This is a genomic window from Sulfitobacter litoralis, from assembly GCF_900103185.1.
Lineage (GTDB): Bacteria > Pseudomonadota > Alphaproteobacteria > Rhodobacterales > Rhodobacteraceae > Sulfitobacter > Sulfitobacter litoralis.
In genome coordinates, this window is the sequence record NZ_FNJD01000002.1 from 14,518 (window position 1) to 31,273 (window position 16,756).

The 16,756-nt window shown below is 61.9% G+C and carries 12 protein-coding genes and 1 riboswitch; of the genes, 2 read left to right on the forward strand and 10 right to left on the reverse strand.

All coding sequences use genetic code 11. The annotated features are described in order from the left end of the window. The 5 genes from BLQ98_RS01870 to BLQ98_RS01890 are packed head-to-tail and all read right to left on the reverse strand — an operon-like array spanning position 1 to position 6,448. Positions 1 to 630 carry a precorrin-8X methylmutase gene (locus BLQ98_RS01870; RefSeq protein WP_093731659.1) on the reverse strand — a complete coding sequence of 210 codons (630 nt, stop codon included), beginning with the start codon at positions 628 to 630 and terminating at the stop codon, positions 1 to 3. After that, a complete protein-coding gene (cobG, locus tag BLQ98_RS01875) occupies positions 631 to 1,773 on the reverse strand; it encodes a precorrin-3B synthase (RefSeq protein ID WP_093731660.1) in 1,143 nt (380 codons plus the stop codon). Then, on the reverse strand, positions 1,770 to 5,030 hold the full coding sequence (cobN, locus tag BLQ98_RS01880; RefSeq protein ID WP_093731661.1) for a cobaltochelatase subunit CobN: 3,261 nt from the start codon (positions 5,028 to 5,030) through the stop codon (positions 1,770 to 1,772). The genes cobG and cobN overlap by 4 nt, the downstream gene beginning before the upstream one ends. A 6-nt stretch (positions 5,031 to 5,036) precedes the next feature. After that, complete coding sequence (gene cobW / locus BLQ98_RS01885; RefSeq protein WP_093731662.1) at positions 5,037 to 6,071, reverse strand: cobalamin biosynthesis protein CobW; 1,035 nt, start codon at positions 6,069 to 6,071, stop codon at positions 5,037 to 5,039. Next, positions 6,068 to 6,448 carry a DUF1636 family protein gene (locus BLQ98_RS01890; protein WP_093731663.1) on the reverse strand — a complete coding sequence of 127 codons (381 nt, stop codon included), beginning with the start codon at positions 6,446 to 6,448 and terminating at the stop codon, positions 6,068 to 6,070. Before BLQ98_RS01890 ends, cobW begins: the two co-directional genes overlap by 4 nt. A 94-nt stretch (positions 6,449 to 6,542) precedes the next feature. Next, a riboswitch (cobalamin riboswitch) is annotated at positions 6,543 to 6,760 on the reverse strand. A 165-nt stretch (positions 6,761 to 6,925) separates the two neighbouring features. Here BLQ98_RS01890 and BLQ98_RS01895 point away from each other — a divergent pair. Beyond that, positions 6,926 to 8,386 carry a cobyric acid synthase gene (locus BLQ98_RS01895; RefSeq protein ID WP_093731664.1) on the forward strand — a complete coding sequence of 487 codons (1,461 nt, stop codon included), beginning with the start codon at positions 6,926 to 6,928 and terminating at the stop codon, positions 8,384 to 8,386. A gap of 93 nt (positions 8,387 to 8,479) precedes the next feature. Then, a complete protein-coding gene (locus BLQ98_RS01900) occupies positions 8,480 to 9,025 on the forward strand; it encodes a biotin transporter BioY (protein ID WP_093731665.1) in 546 nt (181 codons plus the stop codon). Between the two features lie 74 nt (positions 9,026 to 9,099). On the opposite strand, the gene BLQ98_RS01905 is transcribed toward BLQ98_RS01900, so the two are convergent. The 5 genes from BLQ98_RS01905 to BLQ98_RS01925 form a co-directional block, all read right to left on the reverse strand. Continuing rightward, positions 9,100 to 10,521, reverse strand: a complete 1,422-nt coding sequence (locus BLQ98_RS01905; RefSeq protein WP_093731666.1) for a mannose-1-phosphate guanylyltransferase/mannose-6-phosphate isomerase — start codon at positions 10,519 to 10,521, stop codon at positions 9,100 to 9,102. 53 nt (positions 10,522 to 10,574) lie between these two features. Further along, positions 10,575 to 11,543, reverse strand: a complete 969-nt coding sequence (gene fcl, locus BLQ98_RS01910) for a GDP-L-fucose synthase (RefSeq protein WP_093731667.1) — start codon at positions 11,541 to 11,543, stop codon at positions 10,575 to 10,577. 4 nt (positions 11,544 to 11,547) lie between these two features. Then, a complete protein-coding gene (gene gmd, locus BLQ98_RS01915; protein ID WP_093731668.1) occupies positions 11,548 to 12,672 on the reverse strand; it encodes a GDP-mannose 4,6-dehydratase in 1,125 nt (374 codons plus the stop codon). Between the two features lie 91 nt (positions 12,673 to 12,763). Continuing rightward, positions 12,764 to 14,248, reverse strand: coding sequence for a phosphomannomutase/phosphoglucomutase (locus BLQ98_RS01920; protein ID WP_093731669.1), 1,485 nt, complete (start codon positions 14,246 to 14,248; stop codon positions 12,764 to 12,766). Between the two features lie 217 nt (positions 14,249 to 14,465). Beyond that, entirely contained in the window at positions 14,466 to 16,679 is a 2,214-nt protein-coding gene (locus BLQ98_RS01925) for an NADP-dependent isocitrate dehydrogenase (RefSeq protein WP_093731670.1), read from the reverse strand. Positions 16,680 to 16,756 lie beyond the last annotated feature (77 nt).

Here is a 16,756-nt window from a genome sequence, read left to right on the forward strand (position 1 = left end):
TTATTCCTTCCACGTGGCCAGCGCGTTCACCGCGGCCACTGTAATTGCCGAACCGCCCAAACGCCCCTGCACAATCATCGACGGCACGGGCAAATCCTGCATCAGCGCCTCTTTCGATTCCGCCGCGCCGACAAAGCCGACGGGGCAACCGATGATGGCCGCAGGGCGCGGGCAGTCGGGGTCTTCGAGCATATTGAGCAGGTGAAACAGCGCCGTCGGCGCATTGCCGATGGCCACCAAAGCCCCCGCCAGATGCGGCCGCCACAGTTCCAGCGCTGCGGCAGAGCGCGTGTTGCCCATCTGCTGTGCCATCTCGGGCACCTTGGGGTCGCGCAGGGTGCAGATGATCTGGTTGTCGGCGGGCAAACGCGTACGTGTGATCCCTTCGGAGACCATATGCGCATCACACAGGATCGGCGCGCCGTCTGCCAGCGCCGCCCGCGCAATCTGCGCCATATTTTCAGAAAACTGTACGTGCTTTTCCAGCCCGACCAGACCGGCGGCATGGATCATGCGCACGGCCACACGCTCCTCGTCGGGTGTAAAGCGGGCAAGATCGGCCTCGGCGCGGATGGTGGCAAAGCTTTCCAGATAGATCGCGGCACCGTTGGTCTCGTATGTGTGGGGCACTCAAAGCCTCCTGTCTTGAATTTGGGTCACTGTCAGCGGCGCGCTTTGCGGCGGATCGCCCGCGCGCCCGTGGCGGGTAAGGGTGAAATGCCCGTCATGGCTGGCGGTCAGCGTGACGGGGGCAGGGGCGGGATGGGCGCAGCCTTTGGCGCAGCCCGAGATATGGATCGTATCGTCGCTGTCCGGCGACAGATGCGCGGCGATGGCTTGGGCCGCATGGCGTGTGTCTGACAGGGCCTGACGGCAGCCGGGGGCGCCGGTACAGACCTGCACACGGCGGCGCGGATCGCTCGCGTCGGTGATAAAATCGGGCAGAGGAGCCAGGAGGGCGGCCCCTTCCATCAGAACCATGCGCCAAGGGGCCAGTCGCAGCGCGCCAAGCTTTGCCAGCTGCGCAAAGCTTTCCGCCGTGGTCTGGCCAAAGGAAAACCCGAGCAGCGTGCCTTGCGGGGTCACACCCGGCTCAGGGACGGGCGCAGCGGGCAGGGGGGCGGTATCCGCATCCGGCGGAGCCCCCCGCGTCGCGATATGCGCCGCCATGCGCCCCCGTCCGTCGGTCACGCCACCGGTGTCCAGAAACCATCGCGCCAGCGCCAGCGCAGCATCTGCGGCGGTATCCACTGTGATCGGTTGGCCCATCCCAGCCCCGTCCGCCCGGCAGATCAAGCCAGCGGCGCTGCGTTCGATGCGGATATCCGCAGAGGTGACCGTCAGCACAGGCCGCTCCCCGCAATCGATCGCAAAGCCGAACTTGCTGGGCAGGTCGGGCGCGTCGTCGCTGGAGAGCGCATGGGCCAGCGCTTGCGCCACGTGGTGGCTGTCGTCCCCATCCTGCCAGAACGGCGTCACGGTGATATTGCGCCGCGCCTCTGCGTCCAGATCGGCATCGACAAGGCCAATCTCGCGCAGCCCGTCAATCAGCGCGACATGGCTATCAGTTGTCACCCCCCGCAGTTGCAGGTTCGCGCGGGCCGACAGATCGATCATGCCGTTGCCATGGGTGCGCGCCAGCGTGGCAACGCGGCGGATTTGATCGGGGTTCAGCCGCCCCATCGGCACACGCAGCCGCACCACGAGCCCGTCCCCCGACATCATCGGCCGCAGCGCACCGGGGCACCAACCAAAGACCTGCGGCGCGCTCATGCGGGGCTTCCCAATTCGGCGAGGACAGAGTTGCGGCGCGAAGACCAAAGCCCCGCACGGTGCAACGCATCAAACCGCGCGCGCAATGCGGCAAGCGCTTGCGGGTTGGCATCTTGCATAAAGTCGACCAGATCATCGCGCCCCAGCGTGGCATCGAACATCAGGTCGAACAGGTGGTCCGGCACAACGCCCGCCAGATGCGCAAAGGCGGCAAGGTGATCCAGCGTCGCCGCGATCTCGGCGGCACCGCGGAAACCATGCGCCATCATGCCGGTGGCCCAATCAGGGTTGGCGGCACGGGCGCGCACGACACGGGCGAGCTCTTCGGTCAGGGTGCGGGCACGAGGCTGGTCAGGGCGGGTGGCGTCCAGATGATACAGCGCGGCAGCACCGCCCTTGCCCAAACGCTGCATCGCGGCGGCAAAGCCTGCTTCATGGGCGGCGTAATCCTCTGCCATCAGCAGATCGGTCTCGGGCAGGTCTTGCAGGTGCACGAAGCTATCGGCCCGCGTCAGCTGCGTCTCAAGCGCGTCGCGGGCATAGGTGATCTCTCCGCGCGCGTCGATCGCGTAGGACGACGCAGCCAGCCAGGCCTCTCCCGCCGCTGCGCGTGCTTCGTCGGAATAGTCATCCATCGCGGCGCCGATCCCCAAGCCATAAGAGCCGGGGCGCGGGCCAAAGACACGGGGGGTCTGGACCAGATATGGGTTGTCGGCAGCGCTTTCGGGACGCTCGGCCAGCTTGGCAATCGCCGCCTCGAACAGCTGCGCCAGACCGGGGAACATATCGCGGAACAGGCCCGACACCCGCAGGGTCACGTCAATGCGCGGACGGTTCAACAGCGCAAGCGGCAGAATATCGAACCCGCTGACGCGGTCGCTGCCGTCATCCCAGCGGGGCGACAGACCGGCCAGATGCAGCGCCATGGCAAATTCCTCGCCCGCGGTGCGGATGGTGGCAGAGCCCCACATGTCCATGACCAACCCCTTGGGCCAGTCGCCGTGATCCTGCAAATGCTTGCGCAGCAGTTCCTCGGCGAGCTTCACCCCTTGGGTATAGGCCGCCCGCGACGGTACAGCACGCGGATCGGTAGTGAACAGGTTGCGCCCCGTGGGCCGCACATCGCTGCGCCCGCGATAGGGCGATCCCGAAGGGCCGGGGGGCACGAACCGCGCAGACAAGGCCGCGATCAGCCCGTCGATCTCGCTCGCGCCATGATCGCCTGCACCAAATACATGCAGCCCGTCACCGTATTGCGTTTCCTTGATGTCGCAGACAAAGCGGTCGATGCGGGTCAACGCCTCTGCCGCGCTGGCACTGGCATCAAGACCTAGGTCCTGCTCTACGCCGCGGCCCTGCGCTTCGGTGCGGATATCAGCGATCAGCCGGTCGCGCCGCGCGGGGTCGAGCCCGTCTGCGGTAGAATATTCGTCGAGCAACCGTTCCAACCGGCCAAAGTCTTCGGGCAGTTTCGACGCCACGAGCGGCGGTGGCATATGCCCCACGGTGACGGCCCCGATGCGGCGCTTGGCCTGCGCGGCCTCGCCGGGATCGTTGACGATGAAAGGATAAATCACCGGCATCGGACCAATCAGCGCCTCGGGCCAACAGACCTCTGACAGGGCGACGGATTTGCCCGGCAGCCATTCCAGCGTGCCATGCGCACCGACATGCACCATCGCATCGGCCTGTTGTTGCAGCCACAGATAGAAGGCGACATAGCCCGTACGCGGCGTGCGGCTCAGATCGTGATAGTCGTCGTCCCGTTCGGCCAAAGTGCCGCGTTCGGGTTGTAGGGCAACCAGCAGCTTGCCACTGCGCAGCGCCGGAAAGCAGAACGCCCCGTCGTGAAACAGCGGATCGTCCTGCGGCGCGCCCCAGCTTTCAGTCAGGTCATCGCGCAGCACCTGCGGCAGCTTGGCGAGGGCGGCTTTGTAACCCTCTAGCGGCCAACGGATGGTTTCGGTGCCCAGACGGCTGGCCACAGTTTGCGTATCGGCCAGCGCATGCGCATCGACGTCATAGCCCTGCACCGCCAACTGCGCTGTCATTTCGCGCAGGGACGCCAACGCATCCAACCCAAGCGCATGGGCCATGTTCCAGTCCTTGCCAGGATAGGTCGACAGCACGACCCCAATGGACTTTGCCGCATTGTCCTGCACGCGCAGTTGGTGCAAACGCAGCACCCGATCCGCGATGAAATTCACACGCGCTGCATCGGCGCGGTGTGCGAAACGGCTGTATTGCAACGCCTCGTCCCGTTTGCCGGGTTGTTTAAAGCTGACGACGCCGCCAAACAGACGGCCATCCACCTCGGGCAACACGACATGCATCGCCAGATCGGTGGGCGACAGCCCCCGCTCTGATCCCGCCCAATCGCGCCGCCGCGCGGTGGACAGGGCCACCTGCACCACGGGGCAATCTGATACGCCCAAGACTGACGGTTCATCCGGCCCGCGCTGGGCGGAAAAAGCGGTGGCGTTCACGATCACCGCCGGATCAAGCCGGGCAATCTGCTGCGCGATCCACGGGGCGGTGTCCCCCTTGATGCTGGGCGCGAACAACCCAATGGCGTCAAAACCGCGGGCCTCGAGCGCCGTGATCAGGGCATCCACAGGGTCGGTATCGGCGGCCGTCAGATAGGACCGGTAGAATGTCACGATGGCGCGCGGCTTGTCAGATGCCTCCGGCGCGGGGATCACGCCAGTGTGGGGCTGGTAAAACCCTGCTTGAGGTACGGTCTTGGCCCCTTTTGCCGGCCCCGCATAAAGCCCTGCGGCCAGCGATAGCTGCGCCAGTGCCGCCTGCGCAGCCACCGCGCCACCTGTATCGCACAGATGTTGCAAGCGTCTTAATGTCGAATGGGGGAGCGTCGACAGCGCGTCGAGCCGTGGGTCGGGTTGGCCGTCCGCAGACAGCACCGCCAGCGCGATCTGCTGTTTGCGCGCCATATCTTGCAAGGTGGCAAGCCCGTAAGGCCAATAGCTCTCGCCGCCGATCAGCCGCACCAAAACCGCCTTGGCCCCCGCAAGGGTCTGTTCAGCATAGGTATCGACAGACAAAGGATGTTTCAGCGCCACCAGATTGGCCAGCCGCAACGACGGCAGCCCGCCTTCGGCACGATGCCAGCCCGCCGCGAAAGCCCCCAGATCACTGTCTGAAAAGGACAGCACAACCAGATCCGCCGGCGTCTGCCCCAAGTCTTGGGGCAGATCGCTTTGATCCAGTCCGTGGCTTTCGCGAAAGACGACATGCATGGCAGTTTAGCCCTCTAGCACCGCGCGGATCGCGGCTTCGTTCACGTGATCATGCTCTGCGATCACGACCAGCTGGCTGCGGCGCGGCATATCCCCCCAAGGGCGGTCGAACTGGCTGCGTACACGTTCGCCCACGGCCTGCACCAGCAGACGCATCGGCTTGTCCTGAACGGCGATATAGCCTTTGACGCGCAGGATTTTCTGCTCGCGCGCCAGCCGCAGCACGGCGGCCTCAAGCGTGGCGACATCGGCGACTTCGCCCATGTCGATCACAACGCTTTCGAAATCGTCATGCTCGTGGTCATCATGCCCGTCGTGGTGACTGGGGCGTGCGTCGATGTCATCCTCGGCGGCGGCTTCGAGCCCCAGTACAACGCGCGGGTCAATCACGCCTTCGGTCATCGGAATGATCGGCAGCTTGCGCGGTGCATGCGCCTCGATCACCTTGCGGGCGGCTTCTACGCCTTCGGGGCCCGCCAGATCGGCCTTGGACAGCAGCACGATATCGGCGCAGGCAATCTGGTCCTCAAAGACTTCGGACAGCGGCGTTTCGTGATCCAGGCTGTCATCCGCGTCACGTTGTGCAGCGATGGCATCTAGATCGGGGGCGAACTGCCCGCTCGCCACAGCTTCTGCATCGGCAAGGGTGATCACGCCGTCCACGGTGATGCGCGACCGGATTGCGGGCCAGTCAAACGCCTTGAGCAAGGGTTTGGGCAGCGCAAGGCCAGAGGTTTCGATCAGGATGTGATCCGGCGTTTGCGGCAAAGCCATCAACGCCTCGATCGTGGGGATAAAGTCATCGGCCACGGTGCAGCAGATGCAACCGTTCGCCAGCTCGACAATGTTCTCGGCGGGGCAGTTGTCGATCGCGCAGGATTTCAGGATATCGCCATCCACACCGGCGGTGCCGAATTCATTGACCAGCACGGCCAGACGCTTGGAGCCCGCATTCTCCATCAGGTGACGGATAAAGGTGGTTTTGCCGGCACCCAGAAAACCGGTGATCACGGTGACGGGAATTTTGGTAAGGTTGGTCATTCGGTAGGCTCCTGTGGGGGGATGCGGGCGATGGATTGTTTGCGGAAAACCACGGGGCGTTCACGCCAGGGTACCACGCCATCGGTGGTCTGGGCATAGGCGGAAACGCCATTCACGATATCGGACAAATGCGCGTCGGTGTCGAGATCGCCATACACATAGGTCCAGCGCGAGGGGCCACCCGACAGGACCATCGAACAGCCCCGCGAACAGGCCGACAGACATTCGGCACCGCGCAGCTGCACACCGTCAGGCAGGTGCCCCGACAGCGCGTCAAACAGCTGTTGCCCAGGGCGCGGCGCGTCCTCGGAGGTGATCTGACCTGCGCGACAGGTGGTGCAGATGGTGACGGTGACCGGTTGATCCGTGGTGGTCATATCTTGCCTCATACGTCGATGGGCCAAGGGGGATCGCCAGCAGCGAACGACATGCGAACAGCGTTCTAGGCCAGTCGCGAAACACCCCGTTCGCCCGTTACAAACTATGCTGGCAGGTCTCCCGGCTTGCGGATCTAAGGCAGCTTGCCTTGCAACTTTTCACCTTCCCAGCCATCGGGCCAGTGGTTGAAAGGTCTCTCCGGTCACGGTCGCGGGGGCGGCTGCGCTTGGCGCTGACCCAAGGCTGGATCAATGCGTATCGCGTTCCCTCTTCGCCTGTCTGGGACAGGAACCAACATACGCCCTGCATTGGTCATTTGCCCGCCTCTGTCAAGCAGCGGCTGTCATAACGCGGGGGCCAAACCCGCTTTGCGCGGATTTTACCGCGACCGCCCCCCGTGCCGGCGCGTTGCGGATGCTTGACGGGATCACCGCGGACTGACACCAAGGGCTGCACGAAAACCACGAGGTTCCGCCATGCCCACCCGCGCTATCATGATCCAGGGCACCGGATCGAATGTGGGGAAATCCATGCTGGTGGCGGGCCTGTGCCGCGCGGCCACGCGTCGGGGGCTTTCCGTCGCGCCGTTCAAACCGCAGAACATGTCGAACAACGCCGCCGTCACCGACGATGGCGGAGAGATTGGCCGCGCACAGGCCCTGCAAGCGATTGCCTGCGGGCGGTCCCTGTCGGTGCATATGAACCCCATCCTGCTGAAACCCGAAACCGACAGCGGGTCGCAGGTGATCGTGCAAGGGCAGCGCCACAGCACCCTGCAAGCGCGTGACTTCAGCAAAGCCCGGGCAGGGCTGATGGCCCCCGTGCTCGAAAGCTTCGGTATCCTCGGACAAAGCGCCGATTTGATTATCGTCGAAGGGGCGGGGAGCCCGGCTGAGGTGAACCTGCGCCAGAACGACCTTGCCAACATGGGCTTTGCCCGCGCCGCAGGCGTGCCCGTCGTGCTGGCCGGCGATATCAACCGTGGCGGCGTCATCGCCCAGATTGTCGGCACCCAAGTGGTGATGGACCCGGAGGACGCGGCGATGATCACCGGCTTTCTGGTCAACAAGTTCCGCGGCGATGTGAGCCTTTTTGACGACGGCTACCGCGAGATTGAACGCCGCACCGGCTGGACCGGTTTTGGCACCCTGCCATGGTTCGCCAATGCCCATCTGCTGCCCGCCGAAGACGCGGTGGACCTGTCGCGTGCCCCATCGGCGGGCGGTTTCCACATCGTCTGCCCGATGCTGTCGCGCATCGCCAATTTCGACGACCTTGACCCGCTTGCGGCGGAGCCGTCGGTGCGCTTGACCATGGTGCCCCCCGGTACGCCGCTGCCCGCCGACGCCGATCTGGTGATCCTGCCGGGCACGAAATCCACCCGCGGCGATCTCGCGTTCCTGCGCGCTCAAGGGTGGGACATCGACCTATATGCTCATGTTCGGCGCGGCGGCGCGGTGCTGGGGATTTGCGGCGGCTACCAAATGCTGGGCCGGTTTATCGAGGACCCTCAGGGCTTTGAGGGACCTGCGGGCCGCGAAGAGGGGCTGGGCCTGCTGGATGTCGAAACCCGTATGGCACCGGACAAGACCCTGACCCGCGTCACCGCAGACCACACCGCGACCGCCACCCAGATCGACGGCTATGAAATCCACATCGGCCAGACCTTGGGGCCCGATTGCACCGCCCCGTTCTCGCGCATCAACGGTGTGCCAGACGGGGCAGGGTCGCGCGACGGCAAGATCAGCGGCACCTATCTGCATGGGCTGTTTACCAATGACGCGTTCCGCAGCGCGTGGTTGCAACAGCTGGGGCTGACTGCGGGTCCGACCTCCTACAGTCAGACCGTCGAAGACACGCTCGATGCGCTGGCCGACCACATGGAAACACATCTGGACGTGTCTGCGCTGCTGGCGAGTGCCGCGCCGGTTGCATAATGTAGGCCTGACCTTTGGTCACGATCACGACGCTTGCTTAATTGCGGGATCGCGGGGATACATGCTGTCAAATTTACGCAAAGGACCTCTCCAATGGAACGTAACCTGACCCTCGTCGCGCTGTTTGCTGCCCTGATTGCAGCGCTTGCGTTGATCCCTAAATTCACGCTGGGCTTTGGCGTGCCGATCACGGCGCAAAGTCTTGGTATCATGCTCTGCGGGACCGTGCTGGGGGCGAAACGCGGCGCGCTGGCGGTATTGCTCTTCTTGCTGCTGGTCGCCCTTGGTCTGCCGCTTCTGGCGGGTGGCAACGGCGGGCTTGGCGCGTTCATGCTGCCGTCGTCGGGCTTTTTGATCGGCTTTCCCGTGGCGGCTTTTGTCACTGGCCTGATCGTTGAAAAATGGTACGGGCCGTCGCTGACACTCGTTGCGGCGGTCGCCTCGGTCATCGGCGGGATCGTCGTGCTTTATATCTTCGGGATCATTGGCCTGTCGAACGCGTTGGACAAATCGTTGCTTGAATCCGCTGCCCTTGTCACCGTGTTCATCCCCGGCGACCTGATCAAAGCAGTGCTAGCAGGCTTTATCACAAGTGGTCTGGCCAAAGCGCGCCCTGCCAGCGTCCTGTCGCGCAGCTGATCCGGCACTGAGCTTGAAAAGCGAAAGCGCCCCTAGCCGGGGGCGCTTTTTTCATTTTCGCGATAGACGAAGCCTCAGCCCCGCGCATAGACATCCTCGTAGCGGATAATATCATCCTCGCCAAAATAGCTGCCGGTCTGGACCTCGATCAGTACCATGGGCAGTTTGCCGGGGTTCTCCATCCGGTGAACGGACCCGAGCGGAATATAGACCGATTGGTTCTCGCTGATCAGCTTCACCGTCTCGTCCACAGTGACTTTTGCGGTGCCTTCCACCACAATCCAATGTTCCGACCGATGATGGTGGCTTTGCAGACTGAGCGCGGCACCGGGGTTCACAACGATGCGTTTCACCTGAAACCGTCCGCCGATCACAAGGCTTTCGTACCACCCCCAGGGCCGGTAATCGCGCGGCAACTGCACCGCTTGGCTCGCATCACGTTTCTTCAGGGCATCAACGGCTTCCTTGACCCGCTGCGCCTGCGATTTATCCGCGACCAGCACCGCATCGCCCATGGCAACGGCGATGATATTGTCCAGCCCGATGCCCACCAGCTGCAACCCGTCGGTTTCCGACCGCAACAGCGTGCCCGCGCAGTCAATCGCCGTTGCATTGTCGGAACAGACATTCCCTGCCGTGTCCGGCCCGCTTTCCAGCCAGACCGCATCCCAACCGCCCAAGTCGGACCAGCCGGCGGCGAAAGGCATCACCGCCAGGTTATCTGCCTTTTCCATGATTGCATAATCGACAGAGATATCATCGGCTTGGCCCCACGCCTCGGCCTCGAGACGGGTAAACCCCAGATCCGAATCCGCCCCGTTGAGCGCTGCGGTGACGGCGCTGATCAGGTCGGGGGCGTGGGTGTGGTAAGCATCAATTATCGCCTGCGCGGTAAACAGGAAAATGCCCGCGTTCCACAGAAAATTCCCTCCCTCCAGCATCGCGGTCGCGGTCGGGCCGTCCGGCTTTTCGATAAAGCGCGCAAGGGGTTGCGGGGATTTGGCTGTGGCGTCTGCATCCGCGGCAAGCTCAAGATAACCATAGCCCGTTTCGGCCCGCGTGGGCGTTATGCCGAATGTGACCAGATCACCAGCCTGTGCCCGCGGAACGGCCGCCTGCACCGTCTGGGCAAAGGCATCACAATCGGGGATCACATGGTCCGACGGGGCCACCAGCATCAGCGCCTGCGGATCAGTTTGTGCGACGTATAGTGCGGCGGCGATGATTGCAGGGGCGGTATTGCGCCCGTCAGGTTCAATCAAGATCGCCTGCGCCGTCATTTCGACCTGCGCCAGTTGTTCGGTCACGATAAAACGGAACGGGTCCCCCGTCACAATGATCGGAGCGGCAAATTCGGGGCCGGACAGGCGACGGGCCGAGATCTGGAACAGACTTTCGTCGCCCATCAGTTTGGCAAACTGCTTGGGGTAGCATTTGCGCGACAGTGGCCAAAGACGTGTGCCCGACCCGCCGCAAAGAAGAATGGCTTGCATCATCGGGGCATTAAATCTGAAAAATTCTAACGAGAGATTAATCAAATGCGAGTGATTTAGCTCCGCAGCCTTTCCTGCTCCAAAAACCAATCATAGGTTTCGCGCAACCCGTCTTCCAAATCGATCCTTGCGCGCCATCCCATATCGGCCAGCCGCGAGACATCCATCAGCTTGCGCATTGTCCCGTCGGGCTTAGACCTGTCGAACACCAGCCGCCCTTCAAACCCTGTGACCTCTGCCACCATCTGCGCCAGCGCGGCGATGCTGACATCGCGGCCCGTGCCCACGTTGATATGGCTGAGCATGGGGTGCGTATTCGCGGCGTAAACGTCACGCGGCAGGTCGAGCACAAACAGCGACGCTTCCGCCATATCGTCCACATGCAGAAATTCCCGCATCGGTTTGCCGCTGCCCCAAATCACAACCTCCGCCGCCCCGTCGCGCGTGGCCTCGTGGAAACGGCGGATCAGGGCGGGCAAAACATGGCTGTTCTGCGGATGAAAATTATCCCCCGGTCCATAGAGATTCGTTGGCATCACACTGCGGTAATCCACGCCATATTGCCGGTTATAACTTTCGCAAAGTTTAATGCCCGCGATCTTGGCGATGGCATAAGGCTCGTTCGTGGGCTCAAGCGGGCCAGTCAGCAGGGCCTCTTCCGCCATCGGCTGCGCCGCGTCACGCGGATAGATACAAGAGCTGCCCAGTTGCAGCAGCTGTTGAACCCCCGCCGCAAACGCCTGATGGATCACATTGCATTCGATCATCAGGTTTTCGTAAATGAACTCAGCCGGATATGTATTGTTCGCCATGATCCCGCCAACCTTGGCTGCGGCGAGGATCACCACATCCGGTGCCTTAGAACGCATGAAGTCACGCACCGCCGCCTGATCGGTCAGGTCCAGTTCCGCACGGGTGCGCGTCACCAGCTCCAACGCCTCCCCAGCATCCTTGCGCGCCTGTAGCTGCCGCAAGATCGCTCCCCCGACCATGCCGCGATGCCCTGCGATATAGATCTTCCGCATGGGCCTACCCGTTCTCGAGCGGGATCGGCAGATCCAGCCCGTGCTCTTTCAACAACGCATGCCGCCGCGCGACTTTCAGATCATTCGCCACCATCTCTGCACACATCTCTTGCGCGGTGATCTGCGGTTCCCACCCGAGTTTCTTCTTCGCCTTGGCGGGCGACCCCAGCAGCGTCTCCACCTCGGCGGGGCGGAAATACTGCGGATCAATGCGCATCACCATATCTCCGGGGCTGACCGCGGGGGCATCTCCCCCGTTGACGCTATCGACAACCGCATATTCATCCACGCCCGTCCCTTCGAACCGCAGGGTGATCCCCAGCTCAGCCGCCGACCACGTGATGAACTGGCGCACGGAATACTGCACGCCCGTGGCGATCACGAAATCCTCTGCCACGTCCTGCTGCAGCATCATCCACTGCATGCGCACGTAATCCTTGGCGTGCCCCCAATCGCGCAGCGCGTCGAGGTTGCCCATATAAAGACACCCCTCCAACCCCTGCGCGATATTGGCCAAGCCGCGCGTGATCTTGCGCGTGACAAAGGTTTCGCCACGGCGGGCGCTTTCGTGGTTAAAAAGGATGCCGTTGCAGGCATAGATCCCATAGGCCTCGCGGTAGTTTACCGTGATCCAATAGGCGTACATCTTGGCAACCGCATAGGGGCTGCGCGGGTGAAAGGGTGTTTCCTCCGTCTGTGGTGTCTCTTGGACCAAGCCATACAGCTCAGAAGTTGATGCTTGGTAAAAGCGGGTCTTTTTTTCCAATCCCAGAAAACGGATAGCCTCTAACAGCCGCAGGGCCCCGTTGGCGTTCACCTCTGTCGTATATTCGGGCGTCTCGAAACTGACCGCGACATGGCTTTGCGCGCCAAGGTTATAGACCTCGTCCGGCTGCACCTCGCGCATGATCCGCGTCAGGTTCGAACTGTCGGTGAGGTCGCCATAATGCAGGATCAGATCGGGGTCATCCTCGTGAGGGTCTTGATAAATATGATCAATCCGCTGCGTATTGAGAGATGACGATCGCCGCTTGATCCCATGCACCTCATATCCTTTTTCCAGCAACAACTCCGCCAGATAGGACCCGTCTTGACCGGTGATGCCGGTGATCAGCGCGCGTTTTACCATCAGGGCCCCTAAACAAAAAATGTGCCTGCCCGAGGGGGCAGACACATCAGTAACTACTCAACTTAGAGGATTTTGGCGAGTCTTGATGCAATCAGAAGGTTTGATCGTAATCGCCAACGTCCGGCTCTGTCCGGATCACCGCGTCCAGATCGGCAAAGATCGCGCGCAATTCTTCTTCGGATTCAGAGCTTTCGCAGACCACCACAAGGTTCGGCGTGTTCGAAGAGGCGCGCACCAGCCCCCAGCTGCCGTTGTCCAGGATCACCCGCGCACCGTTCACGGCCACGACCTCTTTCACGGGGCGGCCACCCAGTTCAGTCACATCTTTCAGCTTGGCGACGATCCGGTCGAGGATGTTGTATTTGTCCTCGTCCGACGCATAGGGCGACATGGTGGGCGTCGAGAACGTATGCGGCAGGGCGCGGCGCAGGTCCGACATCTTCATGTCGGGGTTACGGTCCATCAGCTTGCAGACCTCTACCGCGACGCGCATGCCGCAGTCATAGCCGCGCCCGATGGGTTCAGCCAAGAAATAGTGGCCGGATTTTTCAAACCCCGCCAACGCGCCCAACTGTTTGACCCGCCGTTTCATGTGGCTGTGGCCGGTTTTCCAATAATCCGCCGTCGCGCCATTGGCCTGCAACACGGGGTCAGAGGCATAAAGCCCGGTTGATTTAACATCGGCGACAAAGGTGCTGTTGGGATAGATCGCGGACAGGTCGCGCGCCATGATGACGCCCATCTTGTCGGCGAAGATCTCTTCGCCCTCGTCATCCACCACGCCGCAGCGGTCGCCGTCGCCGTCAAACCCAAGCGCGAAATCCGCGCCCGAGGCTTTCACGCTGTCGGACATATCATGCAGCATTTCCATCGCTTCGGGGTTCGGGTTGTAATGCGGGAACGTGTAATCCAGCGTGTTGTGGCTATCGACCACCTCGACCCCCAGACGGCGGAACAGTTCGGGCGCAAAGGCGGCTGCGGTGCCGTTCCCCGTGGCGCAGACGACCTTGAGCTTACGGGTCATTTTGAAGTCGCCCACCAGATCATCCAGATAGGCTTCGCGCACGCCATCGACGAATTCATATTTGCCGCCTTCGCGCTGTTCGCCACGCCCTTCCAGCACGATATCGCGCAGCTCTGCCATCTCGTCAGGGCCGTGGGTCAACGGGCGTTCAAAGCCCATCTTCACGCCCGTCCAGCCATTGGGGTTATGCGAGGCGGTGACCATCGCCACCGCAGGCGCATCCAGATGGAATTGCGCGAAATAGGCCATGGGCGACAGGCAGGGGCCGATATCCTTGACGTGAATACCCGCCTGCATCAGGCCCAAAATCAGCGCATTTTTAATCGATAGGGAATAGTCGCGGTAATCATTGCCGACAGCGATAACGGGCTCGATCCCGCGCTGTTGCATCTGCGTGCCCAGACCAAGGCCAAGCGCGGTGATGCCCGGCAGGTTGATCGCCTCGGGGTACTGCCAGCGCGCGTCATATTCGCGAAACCCGGTGGGGACGATCATCGGATCGCGCAGAAATTCCCATGTGTTCGGCGTAACTTTGTTCAACGGCTTGGTCATGAAAATATCCTGATCTATCGGCGTTTAAATATTGCTCTCTTCGATAGAAGGATTGCCCGCAGGGATCAACTGACAGCTTGGGCGCGGGACGGTTATTTGCCGAGTGCGCAGCCGGCTGCCCGACGAACGATCTGCACCGACCAAAAGCGGGCAGACATGAAAACGCCCCGCCCTTCGGTAAAAGGACGGGGCGCAACGGCCTTGAACTAGGTGACCCTTAGCCGATGATGGCGTTCAACGTGGCCGAGGGGCGCATAACCGCTTCGGTCTTGGCGGGGTCGGAATGGAAGTAGCCCCCCAGATCGACCGCTTTGCCCTGAACCTCGGCCAGCTCGGCCATGATCTTGTCCTCATTCGCGGCCAGTTTTTCCGCGATGGGGGCAAAATGTTCGGCCAATGCGGCGTCGTCACTCTGGCTTGCCAGCGCCTGTGCCCAATAGAGGGCAAAGTAATAGTGGCTGGCGCGGTTGTCCGGTTCGCCCACTTTGCGCGATGGCGATTTATTATTGTCCAGAATGCCTTGGGTCGCGGCGTCTACCGCTTTGCCCAAGATGCCCGCTTTGACGTTGTCCTTCTGGTCCGCGAGGAACTTCAGGCTTTCGCCCAACGCACAGAATTCGCCCAGGCTGTCCCACCGCAGATGGTTTTCTTCAACCAGCTGCTGCACGTGCTTGGGGGCGGACCCGCCCGCACCGGTTTCAAACAGGCCACCGCCCTGCATCAGCTTGACGATCGACAGCATCTTGGCCGAGGTGCCCAGTTCCAAAATCGGGAACAGGTCGGTCAGATAGTCGCGCAGCACGTTGCCGGTGATCGCGATCGAATTCTCGCCCTTGCGGATCGTCTCGAGCGTCTGGCGCGTGGCCTTGGCGGGGGACATGATCTGGAACTTGTCGGCCACGCCCTTGGCTTCAAGGATCGGCTTTACATAGGCGATCAGCTCTGCGTCATGGGCACGGTTCTCGTCCAGCCAGAAGATCGCTTCGCAGCCTTCGGCTTTCTGACGGTCGATGGCCAGCTGTACCCAGTCTTCGATCGGGGCCTTACGGGCAGACGCCGCGCGCCAGATATCATTCGCCTCGACGCTGTGCTCGGAAATCACGTCGCCATTGGCGGCGATCATTTTCACGGTGCCGTCAGCCGGAATTTCAAAGGTGGTGGGGTGCGATCCGTATTCCTCGGCTTTCTGCGCCATCAAACCGATGTTCTGCACAGTGCCCGACGTGGTCGGGTCCAGCGCGCCGGTTTCTTTGAAGTAATTAATGCTTTCTTCATAGACGGGGGCGTATGAATTGTCAGGAATCACGCAGTTGGTGTCGTGTTCCTTATTGTCGGGGCCCCAGCCTTTGCCGCCGGCGCGGATCAGCGCGGGCATGGACGCGTCGATGATTACGTCGGATGGCACGTGCAGATTGGTGATCCCTTTGTCGGAATTCACCATATACATCGGCGGGCGTGCATCCATCGCGTCTTTGACGGCTTGGGTGATCTCGGCGTTGTCCTTAATACGCTCCATCATGTCGCCGATGCCTGCGTTCGGGTTCACACCCGCCGCCTTCAGCTCGTCACCGTATTTGTCGAACACGGGCTTCAGGTATTCACGCACAGCGTGGCCAAAGATGATCGGGTCCGACACTTTCATCATCGTCGCCTTCATGTGCAACGAAAACAATGTGCCTTCTTTTTGGGTCTCTTCGATCTGCTCGGCCAGGAATTTATCCAGCGCCTTGGCAGACATATACGTGGTGTCGACCACAGTGCCCGCAGGGAAAGAAACGCCGTCCTTCAACACGGTCTCGGACCCGTCAGCGCCGACATGCACAATCTTGGCCGCACCGGCTTGCGCGTCGGTGAGCGTCAGCGATTTCTCGTTCGAAAAGAAATCACCGCCCGACATCGACGATACTTTGGTTTTGCTGTCCTTGGACCATGTGCCCATCGAGTGGGGGTTCGCCATCGCGTATTTCTTGACCGCATTGGCCGCACGACGGTCAGAGTTACCCTCGCGCAGAACAGGGTTCACAGCAGAGCCCTTGATCGCGTCATAGGCCGCACGGGCTTTCTTTTCCGCGTCGGTGCTTGGGGCTTCGGGATAGTCGGGCAGAGCGTAGCCCTGACCCTGCAATTCCTTAACCGCGGCAACCAGCTGCGGCACCGACGCCGAAATGTTCGGCAGCTTGATCACATTGGCGTCGGGCGTTTTCACCAGATCGCCCAGGATCGCCAGATCGTCAGACTGTTTTTGCGCATCGGTCAGCGCGTCGGGGAAAGCCGCGAGAATGCGCCCCGACAAGGAAATATCACGGGTGCCCACAGAAACGCCCGCCGCATCGGCAAAGCTGCGGATGATCGGCAGCAGCGAATAGCTCGCCAGTTCGGGGGCCTCGTCGACCTGTGTGTAAATGATGTCGGGTGTCTGCGTGTCAGCCATGGTATCCAGCCTTTCCTAAAGTTTGGTATGCGATAGTACACTTAGTTTGAAATATCCACCTCCACTGCGCTTCCGGG